Origin of the sequence: Sorangium sp. So ce394, assembly GCF_051474665.1 — a bacterium.
Lineage (GTDB): Bacteria > Myxococcota_A > Polyangia > Polyangiales > Polyangiaceae > Sorangium > Sorangium cellulosum_D.
In genome coordinates this window covers 12,361,347-12,383,608 of sequence record NZ_CP150339.1, presented here as the reverse complement: position 1 = coordinate 12,383,608, position 22,262 = coordinate 12,361,347, and the positions used below count along the sequence as shown (strand labels likewise).

The following is a 22,262-nucleotide window of genomic DNA, read 5'->3' as shown; positions in this document are numbered from 1 at the left end:
CCTCACTCCACGGCTTGGCCGTTCTCGAGCCCCTGAGCCGGCTTCATCACGATCGCGTCGCCCGCGCGGACGCCGCGGAGGACGGCGACGAGGTCGCCCTTCTCCGCGCCGGTCTGCACGACGCGCTCCTCGATCCGGCGCTCGACCACGGCGAAGAGGTGCGCGCGGCCCTCCTTCTCGACGATGGCGGACCGCGGCACCACCGGGCTCGGCGCCTCCCCGGTGGCGAGCGCGATCAACGCGAACATCCCCGGCCGCAGCGCGCCGTCCGGGTCCTCGACCTCGGCCTCGGCCACGAGGTCGCGCGTGGCCTCGCGGACCGAGGCGCCGATCCAGCGCACGGCGCCCGAGAACGAGCGCCCCGGGTACGCCGGCACGGTGAAGGTGAGCGGGCCGCCGGTCTTCACGGCGGCGAGGCTCGCCTCGGGCACGGTGAACTCCAGGCGCAGCGCGCCCTTCGAGACGAGCGCGACGACCCTGGAGTCGTGGCGGACGTACTCGCCGACGTCGACGAAGCGCTCGGTGACCATCGCGTCGAACGGCGCCCGGATCTGGCCGTCGCCGACGCTCTGCGCGGCGGCGCGCGCGCGGGCGGTGGCGGCCGCGACCGAGAGCGGGGCGCTCCGGCACTGGTCGGCGATCCGGTCGTGCTCGGCGCGGGAGATCGCGCCGCCCTCGAACAGCGCCCGGTAGCGCTCGCACTCGCGCTTCGCCGTCTCCTCCTGCGCGCGGGTCAGCGCGGCGTTGGCCTGCGCCTCGGCGGCGGTGAGCGCGGCGGCGCGGACGTCGAGGCGCGCGAGCAGGTCGCCCTTCTTCACCGCGTCGCCGCGCTCGACGAAGGTCTCGAGCACGCGGCCCACCGCGTTCGCGGCGAGGTCGGTCTGCCGGTCCCCGCGCAGCGTGCCGGTGAGCGCGAGGCTGCGCGGCATCGGCGCCTCGCGCACCTCGGTGGTCTCGACGCGGACCGGCGGCGCGGCCGCCTGGGTCGCGCTCTCGGCGCTGGCCTTGGACGCGCAGCCCGCCGCCGAGGCGGCGAGCGCGGCGAGGAGGAGGAAGCTTTCGGCGCGGCGTTTCGTCGTGGCGTGGTTCAAGGATTCCTCGCGGCGGGGTCGGTCACGAGCGGCCTCGCGTCCGGGCGGAGCGCGACGCCGCGGCCGGCGGCGCGCCGCGCCCCCGCCCGTCCCGCCGTCGCCCAGCCCTCCGCCTCGCCCCTCGGGCGCGGCGCTCCGATCATCGCAACCGATGGTTGCGATGGGTATAACACGGCCGCGGCCGACCGCAACAACCAGTTGCGGTCATCGCAACAAACTGACGCGATGGCGCGCCGCGCCGCGAACGTGCCGAGAAATTGCGCTGGCGTGCGCCGCGCGGCGGAACTTGAATGACGGGTCGATGCAGGCGACGACGGCGAAGCGGACGGCGAGGCGGGGTTCCGCGAAGAAGCGCGCGCTCGTGCGCGGCGAGCCTGTCGTGCGCGGCATCCTCGCGGCCACGCTGGAGGAGCTCGCGAGCGCGGGCTACCGCGCGCTCCGGATCGAGGACGTGGCGACGCGCGCGGGGGTGAACAAGACCACCGTCTACCGGCGCTGGCCCACGAAGGAGGACCTCGTGCGCGCCGCGCTCCTGTCGGTCACGGACGAGAAGATCGTCCCGCCGAACACGGGCTCGCTCCGCGGGGATCTCATCGCGCTCGGGCGGGCGATCGTCGAGATCCAGATGTCACCGGTGGGGCAGAGCCTCGTTCACGTGTTCCTCGCCGAGGGGCTCGACTCGGAGCTCATGGCCATCGCCCGCTCGCTGCGCGCGGTCCAGGAGAGCGGGCTGCGGGCGATCGTCGAGGGCGCCGTCGCGCGGGGCGAGCTCGCGCCGAGCGACGATCCGATGCTCCCGTTCGAGCTGCTCGCGGCCTACCTCAAGAACAAGATGATCGAGCATCGCGCGAGCGTCGACGAGGCGCAGCTCGCGCGCGTCGTCGACGTGATCCTCCTCGGGGTGCTGCGCCCGGGCCTGCGGGAGCAGGCCTGAGCCACGGGGCCGGGTCAGACGGCGAGGGCCTTCCAGCGGCCGCGCGCGAAGGCGACGGCGAGCAGGGCGCTGCGGCAGATCCAGTCGGCGGTGCTGCCCATCCAGACGCCGACGAGCCCGTGGCCGAGGGTCACCGCGAACAGCCACGTGCCGCCGAGCCGGACGAGCAGCGAGCAGACGAGCGTCACGGCGAGCACGGTCCGGGTGTCGCCGGCGCCGCGGAGCCCCATCCCCATGACGGTGGCGAACGCCATGAACGGCTGCGCCACGGCGGCCATGCGGAGCGCCCGCTCGCCCACGGCGAGGAGCTCGGGGTCGCCGGAGAACGCGAGCAGGAGCGGGCGCGGGGCGAGCGCGAACAGGACGCCGAACGCGGAGAGGGCGAGGATGGCCATGAGGGCCGCGACGAGCCCGACCCGCGCGGCGTCGCGGGGGCTGCGCGCGCCGAGGCGCTGCGCCATGAGCGCCCCGGCGGCGATGCCGAACCCTTCGGCGGAGAGGAAGCACACCGACTCGACGGCGATGAGCGCCTGGTTGGCGGCCATCGCGGTGGCGCCGAGCAGCCCGATGATGGCGACGAACCCCATGTAGCCGGCGTGGTAGACGGATCGCTCGGCGAACGCCGGCAGCGCGACGCGCAGGACCCGCGCGAGCGCCGGGGCGCTCGCCGGCGGCGCGGCGCCGGTGCCGCGGGCGGCGGCGTCGGTCGGCGCGGGCGCCGCGGCGGCCGGAGCGGACCGGAGGGGCAGCGGGCTCGAGCGCGACAGCAGCGCCGCGGTCAGCAGCAGCGCCTCGGTGGCCATCGTGCACGCCACGCCCACGGCCGCGCCGCGCACGCCGAGCGCGGGCAGCCCGAGGTGGCCGAAGATCAGCACCGCGCTGACCGCCACGTTGACGAGGTTGCCGATCGTGGCCACGGCGAGCGGCGTCCTCGTGTCGCCGACGCCCTGCAGCGCGGCCGCCGCGACGGCCTCGACGAACGCGAGCGGCAGCGCCGGCAGCACGATCCCGAGGTACGCGGCCGCCTGCTCGACGACCGCCGCGCCGGCGTTCGGGAACAGCGCGCGGAGCAGCGGGCCGCAGGCGGCGAGCAGCGGCAGCGCGACCGCCGCCCCGAGCGCGAGCGCGAAGACCAGCGACGCGCGCGTCGCTGCCGCGGCGGCGGCGCGGTCGCCGGCGCCCACGCTGCGCGCGACCACGGCGAGCGTGCCGGCGGAGGTCGCGCTGAAGACCGAGACGATGGTCCACGTGAGCGTCCCGCAGATCTGCATCGAGGCGAGCGCGGTCGTGGAGTAGCGCCCGACCATGCCGCGGCCGACGAGGAAGACCAGCGTCAGCAGCAGCATGTGCGCGATCGCGGGCCAGGCGAGCTGCCACACCTGCCGCGCCAGCGCCGCGCCTCCATGTTCGCTCTTCACGAGTAGTCGGATCCTCCGGGCTCAGCCGCGCCCCGCCGCCCCGGTGGATATCACCTGCCGCGGTACGCTCCACCCCGCGAGGGAGCGAGGCCTGCGCCGCGCCGGGCGGCCTGAGCTGCGCGCGGCGATCGGGGCGGTCTCGTGAGGCCGCTCCGCGGCGGCCTCGGCCGCGCGCGCGGCGCCCGGCGCGCGCGCCAGAGGTCATTTTATTGCAAATGCAATTGTGTTGCATTATTTGAGACGGTGTCAGACCGAGAGAGGACCTCCACGTGACGCGAAAGCTCCCTGTGACCGTGCTGTCCGGCTTCCTTGGCGCCGGCAAGACCACGCTGCTCAACCACGTCCTCGCGAACCGCGACGCGCTGCGCGTCGCGGTGATCGTCAACGACATGAGCGAGGTCAACGTCGACGCCGCGCTCGTGCGGGGCGGGGGCGCGGCGCTCTCCCGCGTCGAGGAGAAGCTCGTCGAGATGTCGAACGGCTGCATCTGCTGCACGCTCCGGGAGGATCTCCTCGTCGAGGTGGCCCGCCTGGCGGCGGAGGGGCGCTTCGACTACCTGCTGATCGAGTCGACGGGCATCTCCGAGCCGCTGCCGGTCGCCGAGACGTTCACCTTCGCCGACCCTGCGACGGGCGAGAGCCTCTCCGAGGTCGCCCGGCTCGACACGCTCGTCACCGTCGTCGACGCGCAGCGGTTCCTCGCGGACTGGACGAGCGCCGACGACCTGCGCGCGCGCGAGGCCGCGCTCGACGGCGACGACGAGCGCACGGTCGCGGATCTGCTCGTCGAGCAGGTCGAGTTCGCGAACGTGCTCGTGCTCAACAAGACGGATCTCGTGAGCGAGGACGAGGTCGAGCGGCTCACGGCGATGCTCCAGCACCTGAACCCCGGCGCCCGCATCCTCAAGGCCCGCCGCGGTCGGGTCGATCCTCGCGAGATCCTCGGCACGGGGCGCTTCGATTTCGAGGAGGCGGCGCGCTCGCCCGGCTGGATGCGGGAGCTGCGCGGAGAGCACGTGCCGGAGACCGAGGAGTACGGGATCGAGAGCTTCGTCTACCGCGCAGCGCGCCCGATGCACCCGGAGCGGCTCTGGGCCTTCATCCACGGCGCGACCGCCTGGGATGGAGTGCTCCGCTCGAAGGGGTTCTTCTGGCTCGCGACCCGCATGGACGTCACGGGGGCCTGGTCGCAGGCGGGGGGCGCCGCCTCGTTCGAGGCGGCGGGCCGCTGGATCGCGTCGTTGCCCGAGGAGCAGCGGCCGGAGGACGACGAGATGAGCGCCGCGTGGCACCCGGTCTGGGGCGACCGGCGGCAGGAGATCGTCTTTATCGGCGTCGACATGGATCGAGCCGAGCTCACGCGCGGCCTCGACGCCTGCTTGCTGACGGCGGAGGAGATGGCCGCGGGGCCCTCCGGCTGGAGCCGCATCGAGGATCCGTTCCCCGCGTGGCAGGGAGAGAGCGCTCCGGAGAGCGAGAGCGAGGCAGAACCGGCCCCGCTCCTGCTGTCCTGAGGCGATCCATCCCTGTCGAGCTCGCGGCGCCCGAGGCGACCGTGGGCTCGCCGCGGATAGACCTCGATCCCGAAATGGCACAATCGGGTCGTCCACGGAATCGAGTAAGGGATTGTCCTTGCCTCGTGCAGAAACCACGGACTCTTCCATGTCCAAGCGAATCGCTCGGCCCCCACGCAGCGCGCCGGCGATCACGTTGAAGCTCGGCGGGCATTCTTCGGTCGAGGGGGAAAGGAGTCGCACCCCGGAGGCGCCTGCGCACCAAACGATATCTGCTCTGTGCTTCAGGCCTTGACTTGGGGCTGTCCGGCGCGAAATCTCATCCGGCCACTCGTGGAGCGGCGAGCAAGAAGCCTGCGTTTGCGCCGGCGAACAACGCCGTTCACCGAAAGGAAACAGGAGGTCCCCGATGCGCTACGAAAAGCCTGAGTTCGTCGAGATCAAGATGGACGCGGAGATCGGCTCGTACCAGAGCGACTTCGACCCTGTTCCGATCAATTTCGCGCGCCCGGCGCCGGCGGAGCGGGAGGGCGCCTCGGTCGAGGCGGAATAAGGGCCTCCGAGCGAGCACCGGAATGCGCCTCAGCGTCCTGGGTTCGTCCGCCGGCGGCGGCCTCCCGCAATGGAACTGCGCCTGCCCGAACTGCGTCGAGGCGCGCCGCGGCTCGGCGCGCATCCGCCCTCGCACCCAGGACGCGCTCGCGCTCGAGGTGAGCGAGGGCAGCTGGTTCCTCGTCAATGCCTCCCCCGACGTCCACCGGCAGATCGAGGCCTTTCCACCGCTGCAGCCGCGGGCCGGCAGGGCCTCGCCCATCGCGGGGGTCATCCTCACGAACGGCGATCTCGACCATACGCTCGGGCTCTTCTCCCTGCGCGAGAACACGCCGCTCGTGATCTACGCCACCGAGGCCGTCTACCGCGGCCTCACCGAGGGCAACACCATCTTCCGCACGCTCCAGCGCTTCCCCGGGCAGACCACGTGGCGGCGCCTCGATCTCGACAAGCCCGCGGAGCTCACCGGGCCGGACGGCGCGAAGACCGGGGTGACGGTGGTCCCGGTCGCGCTGCCGGGCAAGGTGCCGAAGCACCTCGAGGGCCTCGCCCCGCCGTCTCCGGAGGACAACATCGGCCTCTGGGTCCGCGACGCGACGAGCGGCCGCCTCGCCGCCATTGCGACGGCCGTCGGGGCCGCCGGCGACTACGTGCCGCGCCTCGACGGCGCGGACGTCTGCTTCTTCGACGGCACCTTCTGGTCGAGCGACGAGCTGGTGCGCCTCGGGGTCGGCAAGGCCCGCGCGGAGGACATGGCGCACCTGCCCATCGGCGGCGACGGCGGGAGCCTGAGGCTGCTCGCGGGCGTCGCCGCGCGGCGGAAGATCTACACGCACATCAACAACACCAACCCGATCCTCGTCGAGGGCTCGCCCGAGCGGCGCGCCGTGGAGGAGGCGGGCTGGGAGGTGGCCGCGGACGGCCTTGTGATCGACCTATGAACGACGAGCCGCTCTCCCGGGAGGCGTTCGTCGCGCGGCTGCGCGACGAGGGCGCCCGGCGCTATCACGACAATCACAGGTTCCACCAGCGAATGCACCGCGGCGAGCTCTCGCGCCGCGAGATCCAGGGCTGGGTGCTCAACCGTTACTATTACCAGACGCGCATCCCCATCAAGGACGCGCTCATCCTCTCGAAGAGCGAGGATCCGGCGTTCCGGCGGCTCTGGATCCACCGCATCGTCGATCACGACGGCGCGCGCGAGGGCGAGGGCGGCCTCGCGCTGTGGCTGCGGCTCGCGGACGGCGTGGGGCTCGACCGCGCCGAGGTCGCGGGCCTGAGCAGGGTGCTGCCCGCGGTGCGCTTCGCCTGCGACGCGTACGTGACGCTGGTGCGCGAGCGCAGCCTGCTCGAGGCGGTGGCCTCGTCGCTCACCGAGTTCTTCGCGCCGGATCTCATGTCCCGGCGCATCGTCGCCTGGGAGCGGCACTATCCCTGGGTCGACCAGGCCACGCTCGATTACTTCCGCGGGCGGGTGACGCGCGCCAGGGCCGACTCCACCGAGGCGATCGATTACGTGACGGCGCGCGCGACGACGCGCGCCGCCCAGGAGGCGTGCATCGCCGCGCTCATCACGAAGTGCGACATCCTCTGGTCGATGCTCGACGCCATCGCGGCGGCCTACGGGCCCGAGGCGTGACGCGGAGATGCCCCTCGCGCCCGGCGATCGGCTCCTCCTCGCGAGCAAGGCGCGGCTCGTGCGCGATCGCGCCTCGGGCCGCGAGATCCTGCTCTATCCGGAGCGCGGCCTCGCGCTGAACCCGGTGGCCGCGGCGGTCGCCGCGCGCCTCGACGGCGCCCGCACGGTGGCCGAGATCGCCGCCGAGATCGCGGCCTCCTTCGCCTCCACGCCGCCGGACGCGGTGGAGCGCGACGTGATCGCCTTCCTGGAGGAGCTCGCCGCGCGCGGCCTGCTCGAGGAGCGACGCGCGGCCGTCGCCGTCGGGGACGCCGCCGCGCGCGGCGCGCCGGCGACGCAAGGCCCCGCGTCCGCCCTCGAGGGCGGCGCCGCGGCGGACGCCGCGTCGCACCGCCCCTACACGCTGATCGCGGAGCTCACCTACCGCTGCCCGCTGCGCTGCCCGTACTGCTCGAACCCGATGGAGCTCGAGGGCGCCGCCGGGGAGCTCTCGACGGAGACGTGGTGCCGCGTCTTCGCCGAGGCCGCCGCGCTCGGGGTGATGCAGCTCCACCTCACCGGCGGCGAGCCGCTCGCCCGGCGCGACCTCGAGGCGCTCGTCCGCGCGGCGCGCGGCGCCGGGCTGTACACGAACCTCATCACCTCCGGGGTCCCGCTCGCGCGCGAGCGCCTCGCGGCGCTGCGGGCGGCGGGGCTCGACAACGTGCAGCTCAGCGTCCAGGACGCCGACCCCGAGCGCGCCGACCGGATCGCCGGCTACGCGGCGTTCGACCACAAGCTCGCGGTGGCCGCGTGGGTCAAGGCCGAGGGCCTGCCGCTCACGGTCAACGTCGTGCTGCACCGGGAGAACATCGACCATGTCCCGGCGATCGTCGCGCTCGCCGAGCGGCTCGGGGCCGACCGGCTCGAGCTCGCCAACACGCAGTACCTCGGCTGGGCGCTCGCGAACCGCGACGCGCTCCTGCCCACGAGGGATCAGCTCGAGCGCGCGTTCGCCATCGCCTCGGCGGCGCGCGAGCGGCTGCTCGGCCGGATGGAGATGGTCTTCGTCACGCCGGACTACTACGCCGCCTTGCCGCGGGCCTGCATGGATGGCTGGGCGCGCCGCTACCTGCACATCGCGCCGGACGGCCTGGTGCTGCCGTGCCATGCGGCGCACACGATCCCGGGGCTGCGCTTCGAGAGCGTGCGCGATCGGCCGCTCGCCTGGATCTGGCGCGAGGCGCCGAGCATGAACCGCTTCCGCGGCGACGCGTGGATGGCGGAGCCCTGCCGGGGCTGCGACCGCCGCGAGGCCGATTTCGGGGGCTGCCGCTGCCAGGCCTACCACCTCACCGGCGACGCCGCCGCGACGGACCCGGCCTGCTCGCTCTCGCCGGCGCACGGGATCGTCGAGGAGGCCCGGCTCCGCGCCGCCTCGTCGCGGGCGGCTCAGCCTCGCTATCTCCACCGCGGCGCGCCCCGTTGAGCTCCCCCGCGACCAGGCCCTACGCCGTGCTCGGCGTGGTCGCCGTCGGCACCTGGATGTCCGCGCTCGGCAGCAGCCTCATCAACGTCGCGGTGCCGCTCGTCCGCCGCGATCTCGGGGTCGACATCGGCGCCGCGAGCTGGGTGCTCGCCGCCTACTCGCTCTCGGTGAGCGCGCTGCTCCTGCCGTTCGGCCGCCTCGGCGATCGTCACGGCAAGGGGCGCGTGTACGCCGCGGGGTTCGGCGTCTTCGGCGTGGGCTCGGCGCTCTCCGCGCTCGCGCCCACGCTCGCGTCGCTCGTCGCGGCGCGCGCCCTCCAGGGCGCGGGCGCGGCCATGCTGATGGCGAACGGCCCGGCGCTCACCACCGCCGCGTTCCCCCCCGCGCAGCGCGGCCGCGCGCTCGGCTTGCAAGCGACGGCGACGTACCTCGGCCTGTCGCTGGGGCCGTCGATCGGCGGCTGGCTCGCGCAGCGCGCCGGCTGGCACGCCGCCTTCTGGATCAACCTGCCCATCGCCGCTCTGGGAGGGCTCCTCGCCCGGTCGCTCGTCTGGGGTGGATCGGCCGGCGCGACGCCGGGGATCGCCCGCGGCGCGGACCCGAGCGCGCCGGCGGCGGCCACGGATGCGGCGTCGGCTCCGCCTGCGCGGGGCGCGCCGCCCGGCGCGCGCACGCGGCCGTTTCCGTGGGCGAGCGCGCTCCTCTTCGGCCCGGCGATCACCGCGCTCCTCGTCGCCGTCACGCGCGGCCAGCGCTGGGGCTTTCAGAGCCCCAGGGTCATCGGCCTCCTCGCCCTCGGCGCGGTCCTCGCCGCGGCGTTCGTACGGGCGGAGCGGCGCAGCCCTGCGCCGCTGATCTCGGGCGCGCTGCTCATGCAGCCGGCGCTCGGGCGCGGGCTCGTCGCCGCGTTTCTCCAGTACGCGGCGGTGTACATGATGCTGTTCTTGCTGCCGTTCTACTTGCAGGGCCGGCTCGCGATGAGCGCGGCGGACGCGGGCCTGGTGATGACGGTGCAGCCGGCGGTGATGGCGGTGCTCACCGCGACGAGCGGCTGGCTCTCGGACCGCATCGGCACGCGCGCGCCGGCCGTCGCGGGCATGGCGGCGCTGGCGCTCGGCCTCGCGAGCGTGGCCCTGCTCGGCCCGCGCCCCGAGCGCGCGGGCCTGCTCGCCGCGCTCGCGCTGGTGGGGGTCGGCTCCGGATTGTTCACCTCGCCGAACAATAGCCGCATCATGGGCGCGGCGCCGCGCGATCAACAGGGCACCGCCGCGGGCCTGCTCGCCGAGGCGCGCAACGTGGGGATGCTCTGCGGCGTGGCGGCCTCCGGGGCGATGTTCGCGGCGCTCGGCGGCGGGCAGCTGATCGAGGCGGCCGGGGGCGGCGCGCTCGGCGCGGCGTTCCAGGGGACGATGCTCGCCGCGTCGGCCCTCGCAGCCCTGGGGGCGGGTGTGAGCGCGGCGCGGACGACCCCGGGGAGCGCGCACCCGGGCGCGGGCAGCGGGCGCGGCTCGGCCGTGGTTCGAGGCGAGGCAGGCGGCCCCGTCCCCGGATAAAAGCACATTCCGACGCTTCTCCCGGCCGACTTCGAGGAGCGCCTCTGGGCCGCCGCAGACCAGCGCTGGGCCGACGCGGCGCTCCAGCCGTCGAATGCGCGACGCCGGTCTTTGCGCTGATTGCCCACCACAGATGACGTCCCTCGCCTGGCGCCGCTCTCTCGCGAGCGAGCGGCCAAACCCTACGGGCGAGGTGGCCACAAAAGTTCGAGCTCACCGAATCCCTCCGCCGACCGTGCCTCGCCCTCAAGGCCCTGAGATAGAAGGCTTTCTCTTTGATCCAGCGGGGAAGATAGCTATACTTCCTCCCACACAACCTTCATCGTGACCCCATGAAAATTCAATTCTCAAGCTTCGCCGCGGCAGCGATCGTCGCCATCCTGTCACCTCTTTCAGGCTGCTCCGATGCGCCGGAGGATCCTGACGACACAACCACCAGCAGCTCGGCAGCCGGAAGCACGACGGCAGCCTCGAGTGGGTCCGGGACCGGCGGCTCGGACTCGAGCGGACAGGGCTCGGGGAGCGTTACCAGCAGCGCGAGCACTGGAGGCACCGGCGGTGGCGACCCAGGGGTCGCACCGACGTTCGAGACGATGAAGTTCGTGATTCAAAACGCTTCTTGCTTCGGGGCGGGTTGCCACAACGACGAGATGAACCCGCTGGATTTGCAGATCGACGCGGAGCTGCGCACGAGGCTGGTCACGCACGTGTCCGAGAACTGCGGCAATCTCCCGGTCGTCAATCCCGGCAAGCCGGAGGAGAGCGCGCTCATCAAGATCCTCAAGGGGCCGTGCGGCGAAACGATGCGGATGCCCCTCGAGTGCGTCAACGATGGGGATGCCAAGTGCGTACCCCCCGAATTCATCGAAGCGCTCTCGCAGTGGATCGCCGACGGCGCGCTGGAGTAGTAGGGCCTGGCGAGTAGCCGCCGCCCCCGCGCCCTGCGACATCGAACGGGCTGAAACCCCGAGAAAATGAACCACGGAGGCACAGAGGGCACAGAGGGCACAGAGGAACGACAAATTCATTCTGTGCTCTGTGCCTCCGTGGTTCCAATCTCTTCATTCTCGGGCGTTAAGCTGATCGGCGTTTCAGGATCTGTCCATAAACCGTCGACGGCCGACACGTTGGCCCGCCTGGCTCGGCCGAGCTCACGCTCGCCCGTGTCGGGATGGCCGTGCGACGCGGGATGATCTACGGCTTTACGAGCGCGGCCGCCGGGTAGGCGGCGTGATCGGGTCCGGGCGTGTCCACGGTGTTCGTCTCGAAATTCCAGCTGCCACCCGGCGGAATCTGGACTGTGCCGCTGCCGATCGCCACGCCGAGCGGACGCCCGACGCGATTGACGGAAAAGACCGTGGCGGAGGGCTCGCTCACCGCCACGTCGAGCCCGTTGAAGAACGTGCCCGTGTACGCCGTCCCGGCGCCACGAGTTACGGCCTTCACTTGGCTGATGGTGAGGCCCTCGATCGGAACGACGTCGAGGGCGAAGTAAGGGCACCGGTAGACGACGTATACTACGTCTTCGATCGCGATGTCCGAGGGCAAGTCCGTCACCGCGGCCATGGTCACGTCGCCTGGACCTACGCACGCGGCGATCGCGCCCGAGCCATCCGTGAGCCGATAGAAATGCTGGGTGAGCAACCCGTTGATCCCGACCGCCAGGGACCGCTGGGTCCTGTCGTAGAGCTCAACGGAAACGGCGGCGCTGCAGGCCGGGGTATCCCCGTCGTTCCTCAAGGCGGCGTAGAGCTCGGTGTTGGTCGGTCCCTTGCGAAGCGTCAGCGCGATCACGTTGAGCACGCCGTTTCCGCCGGGGAGCGCCATGACCGTGAGGTCTTCCGGAACGATGAGCGCGTCGTCTCCGATCTCCCCGCCCATCTCGGCGCCGTCGCTCGCTCCGCTCGAGCAGGCCAGGGGGAGGAGCGCAGCAGCAGGGATGAGGAGACGCTTCGCCAACATGACCATGAGAAGAGATCCTCCGCCTATCGCTGTCCGCCATCGTCGTCCAGCGCGGGCCGCGAAGTGAGGAACATCATGAAGAGCGGCAGTTTCGCCGTGCCCGCGGTGGCCGGCGACGCACAAACGCAAAGACCTCTTCGGTAAGAAGAGGTCTTTGCACTCGAGCTCGTCCGGGTGTTCAGGGCGTCGCCCCGAGCGCGGTCAGGCCTTGAGCTCCGCGAACCCGCCAGGATTGTGGATCGAGGCTTCGCGCGCGCCCTTGCCGCCGATGAAGTCCTCCGTCTTGTCGGAATAGCCGAAGTGGGTCACCTCCGCGGAGCCACCCTTCGCAGGGAAGCCGTCCGCGCCCGCCTTCACGCCGAGGGCGTTCATGATGTTGCAGAAGTACTTGTTGATCGGGGCGTTGCCGATCTTCGGATCGGTCCCGGTGCCTTGATTGACGCCGTTGACCTGGCCGGTGCCGTTGGCGCACTGCGACATGCTGTTGCCGGCCGACGGGGTCGACGCGGGGTCGACGTTGATGATCTGACCGGTCTTGAAGTAGCCGCCGGCGCTGCCCGCCTGAATGATGGGGGCGTTGTTGAGGTTGTGCGCGTTGCCGTCCGACATCTCGTTGAACCAGATGGCGGCGACGCTGTCGAGGACCGTCCCGCTCCCCGAGGGGATGCTGTCGAGCATCTTGACGAGGTTCGCGAACTTCTGCGCGTAATAGGCGTCGACCTTCAGGAGCATCTCTATCGCGTTGGGCAGGCAGCTGCCTGTCATGCCCGCGTTGTCGAGGCGGTGCGAGAGGGAGTGCGACTCCATCGTGATGCCGAGCCCCTTGAAATTGTAATTTCCAGGGTACTTCATGAAAATCACGGGGTTGGCGTTGCAGGCGGCCGCGAGCGCCGCGATGGCCGAATAGATGTCCGCGCCGTCCAGATCGCCGGCGACCTTGGTCGTGAGGACGTCGGTGCCGAAGCCGCCCGACGCCGCCTTGGAGGCGTTCGCCGACGTCGCGCCGAGCATCTCGCCGAGCTCCGCGTTGCACTGCGCGGAGACCATCACGTTTCCGGTCGAGTTGACGAGCTCCTTCCAGGCAGCGAGCTTCTGCTTGTCGGCGCTGCTCATGTCGAACCGCTCGAGCGTCTGCAGATCGTCCTTCACGAGATCGAGGACGCTCTTGCCGCGGACCGCCGCGTAGCTGTCCGGAGACATCGGCTCCCCCGACTGGAAGAGGCCCGTGAGGCTGCTGAAGGCCTGCGACGCGTTGAGGCCGCTGAAGAGGGTCTCGGAGGCTTTGTAGGAGATCGCCGACTGAGCGCCGTCATTCTGACCGGCCGTGTTCAAGAGCAACGGCGTGCCTTGCGGGCTGAGCTGCTGGGCGATGACGTGATCCAGCGACGGACCGACGGCCTTCGCGTTGAACTTCGTCGCCTGGTTGAAGCTGAACGGGTCGTTGCTGTTGGGCGTGACCGGCTGGCAGGTGAAGAACGACCCGACGATCTGCGTGTGGGAGTCGTTCCCCTGTCCACGCGTCATGTTGGCGGTCCACTCGTTCATCGAGCGGATGCCGCGCGGCATGAGGAGCTTCTTCGCGTAGGGAGCGAGGGCCGCGAGGCTCGTCGGCTCGAGGTCAGCAGCCGTGAGCTCGCCCTGCGTCTTCGTGGGGAACCACTTGTTCGTGATGACCCCGTAGTGCGTGAACATCACGATGAGCGCCTTCCCAGGCGCAGGGGTGTCGCCCCTCGCGGTGCGTTCCCACACAGAGCTGAGGAAGGGCGCAGCCAAGGCTGCTCCGCCCATGCCACGGAGGAAGATTCTGCGGTTCAGTTTCGTGCTCATGGTCAACATTCCTCAGCTTTCACTGCGTTTCACGGATTCGCACGCGGAACGAATCCGCTTGAGTGAGATCGGCCATCAGATCGAGAACGCTGTAGCCGCTCTCCGACAACTTGAGCTCGATATTATCGACGACGCATTTGTCCTTCCCGTTCGGGAGCCGCCCAAAGGCATAGGAGACCCACGCCTGAGCGTAGAGCTGCTTGGCCTTCTGAACCTGAGCGATCTCCTGCATGAGCTCGAACGGAGAGGTGATCTCCTTCACGTTGCCGTCGCCGAAGTCGATGGTGTTCGTCGTCACGCTCGCGTCGATGACGCCGCCGCGAGGATCCATCGTCTGCATCTTCCCGATGCCGTCGAAGCCCTCCATCACGAATCCCGGCGGGTTGACGACCGCGTGGCAGCCCTTGCAGCTCTCGGGCTTCGTCAGAGCCTCGACGTACGCGCGTTGCGTGTCGAATTTGCCGTCGACGGTCAGCATGGTGGCGCCGGGGAGGGGCGGGCCCGGGTTCACGCCGAGGAGGTACGTCGCGATGAACGCGCCTCGCAGGATCGGGCTCGTGGCGTCGTAGCTCGAGTAGGAGCTCAAGAACCCGACGCGCGTCAGGAAGCCCGGCCGCTCGTTGGCGTCCAGCTCCACCTTGGTCAGCTCGGTGCCGTACGCCGCAGGATCGAGCCCGTAGATCTCCGCATTGTCCTTGTTGACGAAGGCGACATTGCTGAGGAGGACGTCCTTGAACGAGCCGCCCGAGAACGCCACCTCTTCGAAGAAGGCGTCGAGCTCGGCCTGCCAGCTGGGCTTGGCGGCTGGATCGTACAACGGGTACGTCTCGGTGTTGTGATCCCCCTTCCACCAGTGGGCGAGATCGTTGTCCATCTGCGCCCAGTTCCGGTGGAACGCTGAGACGAGCGGCCCGGTCTTCTCGCGCACGGCGATCATCCGCTGCGCCTGGGCCAGGATCTGCTCTTTGGTCTGGAGCTCGTCGTTGTCGGCCGCCGCGTCCAGCGCGTCGTCCGGAGCGGAGCCCCAGAGCAAGTACGAGAGCCTCGTCGCCACTTCGTAGCTGGAGAGCTGGATGCCCTCACCCGACGAAGCCGGAGTGGTCGTCAGCTCGGGGAGCATGAGGAACGAGGGCGACACGAGGAAAGCGAGCAACGTTGTCTCGGCGACCTCGTCGGGCGTTCCTGCCGGCGTCGTCTGGCCCAGCTTCTCGAACCGCGCCACCTCCTCGGGGGTCAGCGGGCGACGGAACGCCTTGCGGCCGAAGGTCTGGATGGTCTGCGTCAAGCAGCCGCTCGCCGCAGGATCGCAGCTGATGAACTTGGACTTGTTCGGCCCAGCCATCACGTCTTTGGCGATCGCCGCGGCAACATCCTGATAGATGCGCCACGCGTCAGGGGTCATCGGGCCGTCGAAGTCGCCGACGAGCAGCTCGGACGGCCGCTTCCCTTCGGCGCCCACGCGGGTGACGCCGAGGAGGTCCCGCACCGTGTTGTCGTACTGCCGGTTCAGCAGGCGGGGGAGCTGGCTCGTCGCCGGGAGCCCGGGGATACAGACATCCGGGGGCCCATTGTCGATGCCGCCCCCCGTGCCGGTCGAACCGCTACCGCCGGTGGGGTTGTCGTCGTCGCCACCATTATCCGCGATGTTCCCTGTGCAGGAAGCGAGGAAGGCTGTTGAGGTCAAAAAAATTGTCGTACCGATGTACGATAGTTGACGCAACGTTCGCATAGCCCAATATTCCCCAGTCGCGCCGAAGTGATCACCGGAGCGGATCGGAAACCGTGGATGAGCCCGAAGCTCTCCGGTGACGAGATCACCGGCGTCTCGCCGAGCGTTTTCCTTTGGAGGCGGGATAGTGAAGCGCTGGCATACGAAGGTCGCGCAGACGCCGCTTCGCTCTAGCTGCTGCCCGCTTCGATCGGAGGGCCGTGCCTCCGCCGAGCGAGGCGGAGACGCGCACGAGGCGTTCGGCGCTCCACCACGATCACAAGGTAGACTCGAGGTTTAGGATGCCTCGCCCCGTCCGCTCGCCAGCACGGACGGCTGCTCTCCGAGACATCCTGCGATCCACCCGCGCGGCTGGGCATGCGGTCAGAGCAGCGACTGTCCACTGCTGAGCTTCGATTCGTTCGTGGACGACGCGTCGCACGATCGTGGACGACGCGTCGCACGGCCGCGGATGACGCGCTGCACGACCTGAGGGCCACACGGAGCCACGCATCCATACGGCCGTGGTTGGCCGTCAGCTGCGTCCACTGCGCCGACGGCTGCGGCGGCTGCCGGTCCTGGACCCGCCTTGTACCTCCGCGATGATCCTCGCGATGAGGGGGACCCAGGAGAGTGAACGTTAACACTCGACTGTTGCCCCTTGAGCCTGGCGATTGGCATTCACTGCTGCCGCCGGCCGCAAGCCACCCGCGGACCGCGAGAACCGCCTCGTGCGCCGCCCTCCAGGCCGTCACCCCTCGCCCGCCGGGTGAACCGCCGCCGCGAGCGCGAGCGCCCATCCCGTGTCGATCCACCGCGTCGCGACCCGCGGCGTCCCCTCGAGGTAGCGCAGCCGGTTGACCCGCTGCTCGTCCAGCCGCCCACCGTTCTTCCCGACGTCGTCGCGCGCGGCGAGCACCCACGCGAGATCGGTCAGCGACACCGTCCGCTCCGCGAGGCCGCCCGGGCCGCCGTCGATGCGCAGCCCGCCGCCGTCGGCCCTGCCGACGATCCTGCAGCGCCCGCCGTCGCGCTCCACGAAGGCGCCTGCGCCGGGGCGCCGGAGCAGCTCCTCCACGAGCGACCGCGCGCGCTCGCGGGCTCCCGCCGGGAGCGACCGGGACGCCCCGCGGCCTGAGCCCAGGGCGCGGTACGCGGCGTGGTCGATCCCTGGACAGGCCCAGAGCCCCTCGTCATCGAGGTAACGGGCCACGCCCAGGGTTCGCCAGGTGGGCTCGCCGGGCGGCCGCACGAGCACGAACGCCGTCTCTCCGGGGCGGCGCTCCTGGGCCGGCAGCGGCGAGCGAACGCGATCGGGCGCGACCAGCGCCCCGGGTGCCTCCAGACAGAAGAAGAGGTGACCGCCGACACGGCCGGTCCGCGGCGGCTCCTCCAGCCCGAACGCACGGGCTGCGGCGTCGTCGTCCTCGAAGCGCTCGCCGGGGCTCGGGCCGATGTCCTCGGGGCGGACCACCTCGACCAGGGTCGCGAGGGGCACCGTCTCGGCCGTGGCCTCGTACGACGGCGCGTCCGGGTTGTCCGAGCGGAGCCACCATCGCGACCGATCGCGCACGAGCCGCTTGATCTGGTAGGCAACCCCGAGATCGCGATCGGGTATCTGGAGCAGCGCCACCTTGCCGTCCAGCGCATCGTACGAGGCGCCGCGCGCAAACTTCATGATCAGCCAGTCCCCGTCGCGGATTGGGCGCTTCCCGCCATCCATCGAGTTGCCCGCGGCGCGCACCGCGAAGAGCCCATCGCCCCGCGCGGCCGCGATCGGGAGCCGCACCGTCTCGGCCTCGGGAGAGAGCTCCGTCGGTGCGGCGGCGGCGCCGGCCGCCGCCCGCAGATCGGGGAAGGCGACGAGCGCAGAGCGCGGCGCCGTGGAGGCGCCCTCGGGGCTCTCCGGCTCGGCCCATAGCCCGTCGGGGGAGCGGACGAAGCGGACGTGGAACGCCGTTCCAGGTCGGCCGGCGGCAAGGCCGAACCAGCGGCGCAGCAGATCCGGGAGCTCGTTGCGCTGCGAGCCCACGCGGTGCGCGACGTTGCAGAACTCCTTACGTCGCCGGCGAGCTCACCGGCGCTCCCGGCGCATCAGCCGAAGCGCGCGGCGCGGCCCCGCAGGAGGCGGCGGAAGGTCCGGGCGGCCTGGACGAGGAGCTCCTCGCGGTGGGCGAGCACGAGGACCCGCGGGCGGCGGCCGTGGTGCTCGGACCAGGCCTCGACGTCGAGCGCGGCGAGGTACGTCTTGCCCAGGCCGGTGGCGAGCACCACGAGCGCGCGGCGGCGCCCCTCCTCCGCGCGGCTCCGGTGCAGCGCGGCGAGCGCCTCGCGCTGGATGGGGTGCGGCGGAGGCGGGGCCTCGATGGGCTCGGCGTCCTCCTCGCCGGGCGGCAGGCCCACCGGGGCGTGCGTCGCGCGCTGGGCGTAGCGCTCGACCCAGTCGGCCGTGAGCGGCCGGGCGCGGGACCACCAGCGCTCGAAGGCGCTGGCGGCGGCCCGGTAGGCGTCCGGATCGCGGTGGCGGTCGACGCGGAGGTTCCACTCGATCCCGGGTCCGAGCGCGGCGCGGGAGATGTTGCTCGATCCGACGAACGCGGCGCCGAAGCCCGGGCCCTCGAAGCGCCACGACTTGGGGTGGAACGAGCGGATCGTGCCGGGGAGCGCGTCGACCTCGACCACGCGCGCCTCGAAGCTGCCCCGGGCGCCTCCGGCGCCCGAAAGCGCGGCGTTGCCGCCGGCCCAGTCGAGCACCTCGGCGAGCGCCGCGGCCTGGGTGATGTGGAGGTAATCGCCGGTGACGAGCCGGACGCGCGCGCCGCGCGCGAGGGCCGCGAACACGTGGCTCTCCAGGACGTCGAGGCCGCTCTCCTGGACGAAGGCCGAGAGGATGGCCACGTCGGTCGCACGCGCGAAGACCGGCGCGAGGTGGCGCAGGAAGGGGTCCTCGGCGCCGCCGGTCGCGAGCGGCGGGGGCCTGCCGGCGAGGTAGTTCCCTCGGCCCGGGATGACGTGGCGCACGCCGCCGCGCGGGTCGTCCACGTCGCCGCGGAAGCGCGGGATCACGTGGACGTGCAGGTGCATGACGGTCTGCCCTGCGGCCTCGCCGGCGTTGATCCCGATGTTGTAGCCGTCCGGGTGGAGCTCGGCGTCGAGCTGTCGCTTGACCGTGTCGACCAGCTCGAAGATCGCGGCGCGCTCGTCGGTGGTGGCGTCGAACCAGGTCGGGACGAGGCGGCGCGGGACGACGAGCGTGTGGCCGGGGCTGACCGGGAAGCGGTCGCGCAGCGCGAACGCGAGCGCGTTGCTCGCCACCCAGGCGGACTCGGGGGTCTCGAGGAACGGGGAGGTCACCGGCGGGCGCATGGTACGCCGGAGCGGGCGCGAGGTGCCGGCGCCCGTGCCGGCCACCCGGCATCACGCCCTGCGGCACTTCTTCGTCCCCGAGCGCTTCAAGGGTGGCGCCTCGGCTCCGACCGTGCAGCAGCTCGCCGGCCACCTGCACATCTCGGTCAGCCAGCGCTACGCGCACGCCAACGGCAACCTGAGGAAGGACGCGGTGCGGGTCTTCACGCCGCAGTCGGCGTGGCCGTGCGAATGGCGTGTGAATGGGCCCGGGAGGCCCTCCAGGGGGCGCCCGAGCTCCTCGACGAAATCCTCAACGGTTTCAGCGGAGGAGAAGGGATTCGAACCCATGGTCGAGTTGCCCCAACCGCGGTTTTCAAAAACGATGGGTTTGGAGCCCTCCGGCGGAATATTCACTAGGACTATCAACAGCTTGCGCGTGACACAAACCCACTGGAGGCTCGCCGTGCCAAAAGTTTGCCAGATCTCGGACGAGTGCCTGCGAAGTGGCGCGCGCCGAGGTGACGCGCCGCTGGAGGTCAAGTCAAGGCAGGCCAAGGATCCACCCTTCCTCCTCGACGCAGTCCTGCACCACGGGGTCAGGCAGGTCCGCTGGCCTGTCGAAGAACCGGCCGAGCTCGCCCGCGGCGTCCGTGCGCTCGGCCCATGCGCACAGGGCTCGGACCTGCGCCTGATCGAGGATGTCGAGCTCGCGATCGGCCGCGATCTGGGCCTCCACCTCGGTGCCGAACAGCACCGGCCAGACCTCGGCGTGCAGCACGAACGGGCCGGTGGCGGGGCCTAGCGCGGGCCCGAAGCCCGTCTCGAAAGGCCACACCTTGCTGAAGGGGGCGAGGACCGCGTCGTGACGGATCCGCGCCACGCGGGGGATCCCGACGAGCGCCTGGCTCCCGACGCTCCCGGAGGTGAACAGCTTCCAGGTCGACTGGACGCTCGGGTTCTTGCTGCGGGCTCGCGCCTCCGCGTGCCGCCACTCGGGCAACGAACGGCCGGCTCGCGAGAGGAACGGAAACGCGAGCTTCCCCTCCCGCTTGCTCGCCTTCAGCGTGGCCGTCGCAGCGCCCGGAGGGCAGCCCCAGAACGGCCCCACCGGACTTGCGACGGGCATCAGCGCCCGGTTCAGCTCCGACGCCACACGCCAGCGGTTGCTCCCGTTGTTCGCGCCGTCGGTGATCTTCGATGCGAGGACGTCCCACGTCCTCGCCCATGGAGCGGCGTTGGAGGATAGACCGAGCGCATCGGCGAGCCCTCGCGGGTATCCGTATGCGAAGTCGAACCCGATGAGCACGCGCAACCCATCGGCGGCGAGCGCGCGGACCCGCCTCAGGAGGTCGTCTATGCAGGCCGAGCGTGTCCGGTGATAACGCTCCGCCGGTGGTGCGCCACGAACGAGCTCGCCGAGCCACACGGCGTCCTTCTTCGGCTTGCGTCGCGTGGGCGCGCTGCTCGCGCTCCAGTCCACGAAGAAGTAGGCGTCGAACAAGGTCATCGCGCCAGCTCCAGGGTCAAGTCCAAGCGCGACGTGCTCGTTCCCGAGCCCGCGTTGTAGCTCGCTTCGGTCTGCCGCCCTCGAGCATGTGGAGCAAGTCGCTCGAGGTACGCCGCGACGTCCCGTGCCGCCTGGTCCGCGGTGCCCTCCGCTGCCTCGCGCGGCAGCTCCACGCGGACCAGATGAACGCCGCCTCCGCGGTTCTGGTGAAACACGCGCAGCCCCGCGCGCTGCACCTTCGACATGGGGATCTGTTTTAGCTCCTCGTAGACCCGATCCGTGATCGGCGTGCTCTCCAGCAGCTCGGAGGTGACCGTGCTCCTCTGCAGTAAGTCGACGATGTCGTCGCGCACGTTCGCTTTGGCCTTGCCGAGGTGCGCCATCTCGAGCTCGACGAACTCGTCGCGGTCCACGAGGCGGATGTCGATCCCGAGCTCTTCCTCAAGCGCCTCGCGCCTCGCCCGGAACGCCTCGCTCATCTGTTCCGCTGTCGTCACCACGACGCCCGCATCGACCTTGTGGTACTCGCGGGCTTGCTCGATCTGCGAGAGCGCTGTCGTGTCGTCCTCCGTTCCCTGATGCAACTTCACCTGTACGGCGTTCTTGTACTCGATGCCGAGCGGGTCCCGGGTGAAGACGATGAGGTCCGCGCCCTTCTCGCCCGCACCGCCCCAGTGCTCAACGCGGCCGTCCTTGTAGATGCACTCGAGCAAGCGGCGGACGAGGTGCTCGAACTCCGCGCCCTCGTACTTCTGTTTGATGTGCTGCCACGCGGCTTGGCGCATCGCCTCGAAGAAGCCTTCGGCTTTCTGGACTTCGGGCTCGGGCGTGTGCGTGTCCTTCCCCGCCTCGATGGCGCCGATGAGCGCCTCGACGGTCGCCCCGAGCGCGTCGATCGCCCACATCCGCGACGGGTTGCGCATCGTGGCTCGCAGCCTCGCGTCGACATGCTCGTTGTCGGCTTCGACGAAGCCGATCTTCCCACTGGGCTCCCGGATGGGGCTCACGGCAACGATGTGACCGTAGTCGGGCCCGGCGCCCTCTTGGACTCGGACGGGCGAGAAGTCGTACCCGCCGGTCACCCGCGCGAGGACCCAGCGGCCCTGCTCGGGGAGGTTGGGGATGACGATCACGTCGCCCTTCTTGAGGCCGTCCGGTTCTGTATCGAGTAGCCGTCGGTTGCGCCAGACGCGCGCCTCCTCGTCGCTCAGCTTCCTCGACCGGACCTGCCGCGCAAGGAGCCGCAGGTCATGTTCACGCTTCCACCCCCACCCCTGCCGTAGCCGGCCCTGCTCGAGCTCGCGGAGGATGAAGTCTCGCCGGGTTCGATCTGTTCGGATCACGAGGAAGCGACGGGCCATGCTCGAAGGCTACGGCGAGAGCGCTGGCAGCAGAAGGACGCTCGGTGTCGGTCTACTTCGGCCACGCCGTACGCAGCTGCTCGAGAAGCTCGGCCGGCATTTCACGGGTCGACTTGATGCCGGGCGGCCGGCTCGATGTCGTCTTCCGCCACAGGCGCGAGAACTCGGTCCACGGGATCCTGGTGTCCTCGCGATCCGCATACTCCTCGACGAAGAGGTGCGTCACCCCGTTCTTGTCCTTCCGTCTCACCAGGGGCTCCGGCCGGGGGGATTCTCCGGATTTTGCTCATGCGGATAACCTTCGTCGCGCCTACACTGGTATGGATGACCAGAGTCTAGGCGAGGTCGATTCCGCGATACGCGGAACGCCGGGAGCGCAA

The 22,262-nt window shown here is 70.9% G+C and carries 18 protein-coding genes and 1 pseudogene; 9 read left to right on the top strand and 10 right to left on the bottom strand.

Annotation, left to right across the window (positions count from 1 at the left end; genetic code table 11):
- Positions 1-2: 2 nt before the first annotated feature.
- Entirely contained in the window at positions 3-1,091 is a 1,089-nt protein-coding gene (locus tag WMF33_RS45760; protein ID WP_437334462.1) for an efflux RND transporter periplasmic adaptor subunit, read from the bottom strand.
- A gap of 301 nt (positions 1,092-1,392) precedes the next feature.
- Here WMF33_RS45760 and WMF33_RS45755 point away from each other — a divergent pair, with 301 nt between their 5' ends.
- Positions 1,393-2,025, top strand: coding sequence for a TetR/AcrR family transcriptional regulator (locus WMF33_RS45755; RefSeq protein WP_437316336.1), 633 nt, complete (start codon positions 1,393-1,395; stop codon positions 2,023-2,025).
- Positions 2,026-2,039: 14 nt separating this feature from the next.
- On the opposite strand, the gene WMF33_RS45750 is transcribed toward WMF33_RS45755, so the two are convergent.
- A complete protein-coding gene (locus tag WMF33_RS45750; RefSeq protein WP_437334461.1) occupies positions 2,040-3,443 on the bottom strand; it encodes an MATE family efflux transporter in 1,404 nt (467 codons plus the stop codon).
- 269 nt (positions 3,444-3,712) lie between these two features.
- On the opposite strand from WMF33_RS45750, the gene zigA reads away from it, so the two are divergent.
- From zigA to WMF33_RS45710, 8 genes and pseudogenes are all read left to right on the top strand, one after another.
- On the top strand, positions 3,713-4,957 hold the full coding sequence (gene zigA, locus WMF33_RS45745; RefSeq protein WP_437334460.1) for a zinc metallochaperone GTPase ZigA: 1,245 nt from the start codon (positions 3,713-3,715) through the stop codon (positions 4,955-4,957).
- Positions 4,958-5,366: 409 nt separating this feature from the next.
- Positions 5,367-5,510 (top strand): hypothetical protein, encoded by a 144-nt coding sequence (locus WMF33_RS45740; protein WP_437334459.1) that lies wholly within the window; start codon positions 5,367-5,369, stop codon positions 5,508-5,510.
- Between the two features lie 22 nt (positions 5,511-5,532).
- Positions 5,533-6,450, top strand: a complete 918-nt coding sequence (gene pqqB / locus WMF33_RS45735; protein ID WP_437334458.1) for a pyrroloquinoline quinone biosynthesis protein PqqB — start codon at positions 5,533-5,535, stop codon at positions 6,448-6,450.
- A complete protein-coding gene (gene pqqC / locus WMF33_RS45730; RefSeq protein WP_437334457.1) occupies positions 6,447-7,148 on the top strand; it encodes a pyrroloquinoline-quinone synthase PqqC in 702 nt (233 codons plus the stop codon). The genes pqqB and pqqC overlap by 4 nt, the downstream gene beginning before the upstream one ends.
- Positions 7,149-7,155: 7 nt before the next feature.
- A pseudogene (gene pqqD / locus WMF33_RS45725) lies at positions 7,156-7,416 on the top strand (pyrroloquinoline quinone biosynthesis peptide chaperone PqqD); the annotation flags it as partial.
- Between the two features lie 135 nt (positions 7,417-7,551).
- Positions 7,552-8,616 (top strand): pyrroloquinoline quinone biosynthesis protein PqqE, encoded by a 1,065-nt coding sequence (gene pqqE, locus WMF33_RS45720; RefSeq protein WP_437339580.1) that lies wholly within the window; start codon positions 7,552-7,554, stop codon positions 8,614-8,616.
- Positions 8,613-10,169 carry an MFS transporter gene (locus tag WMF33_RS45715; RefSeq protein ID WP_437334456.1) on the top strand — a complete coding sequence of 519 codons (1,557 nt, stop codon included), beginning with the start codon at positions 8,613-8,615 and terminating at the stop codon, positions 10,167-10,169. Before pqqE ends, WMF33_RS45715 begins: the two co-directional genes overlap by 4 nt.
- A gap of 332 nt (positions 10,170-10,501) precedes the next feature.
- Positions 10,502-11,077 carry a hypothetical protein gene (locus tag WMF33_RS45710; protein ID WP_437334455.1) on the top strand — a complete coding sequence of 192 codons (576 nt, stop codon included), beginning with the start codon at positions 10,502-10,504 and terminating at the stop codon, positions 11,075-11,077.
- A 286-nt stretch (positions 11,078-11,363) separates the two neighbouring features.
- On the opposite strand, the gene WMF33_RS45705 is transcribed toward WMF33_RS45710, so the two are convergent.
- From WMF33_RS45705 to WMF33_RS45670, 8 genes are all read right to left on the bottom strand, one after another.
- The gene (locus tag WMF33_RS45705) at positions 11,364-12,050 is read right to left on the bottom strand and encodes a hypothetical protein (protein WP_437334454.1); all 687 of its coding nucleotides are present in this window, start codon (positions 12,048-12,050) and stop codon (positions 11,364-11,366) included.
- A 282-nt stretch (positions 12,051-12,332) separates the two neighbouring features.
- Positions 12,333-13,823: a DUF1552 domain-containing protein gene (locus tag WMF33_RS45700; RefSeq protein ID WP_437339579.1), complete on the bottom strand. Its 1,491-nt coding sequence runs from the start codon at positions 13,821-13,823 to the stop codon at positions 12,333-12,335.
- Positions 13,824-13,977: 154 nt separating this feature from the next.
- On the bottom strand, positions 13,978-15,642 hold the full coding sequence (locus WMF33_RS45695; RefSeq protein ID WP_437334453.1) for a DUF1592 domain-containing protein: 1,665 nt from the start codon (positions 15,640-15,642) through the stop codon (positions 13,978-13,980).
- Positions 15,643-16,417: 775 nt separating this feature from the next.
- Positions 16,418-17,698 (bottom strand): S24 family peptidase, encoded by a 1,281-nt coding sequence (locus WMF33_RS45690; protein WP_437334452.1) that lies wholly within the window; start codon positions 17,696-17,698, stop codon positions 16,418-16,420.
- Between the two features lie 62 nt (positions 17,699-17,760).
- The gene (locus WMF33_RS45685) at positions 17,761-19,020 is read right to left on the bottom strand and encodes an HIT domain-containing protein (protein WP_437334451.1); all 1,260 of its coding nucleotides are present in this window, start codon (positions 19,018-19,020) and stop codon (positions 17,761-17,763) included.
- 535 nt (positions 19,021-19,555) lie between these two features.
- Positions 19,556-20,521 carry a cobalamin biosynthesis protein CbiG gene (locus tag WMF33_RS45680; protein ID WP_437334450.1) on the bottom strand — a complete coding sequence of 322 codons (966 nt, stop codon included), beginning with the start codon at positions 20,519-20,521 and terminating at the stop codon, positions 19,556-19,558.
- Complete coding sequence (locus WMF33_RS45675) at positions 20,518-21,882, bottom strand: restriction endonuclease (RefSeq protein ID WP_437334449.1); 1,365 nt, start codon at positions 21,880-21,882, stop codon at positions 20,518-20,520. Before WMF33_RS45675 ends, WMF33_RS45680 begins: the two co-directional genes overlap by 4 nt.
- Positions 21,883-21,934: 52 nt before the next feature.
- A complete protein-coding gene (locus tag WMF33_RS45670; protein ID WP_437334448.1) occupies positions 21,935-22,132 on the bottom strand; it encodes a hypothetical protein in 198 nt (65 codons plus the stop codon).
- Positions 22,133-22,262: the final 130 nt, after the last annotated feature.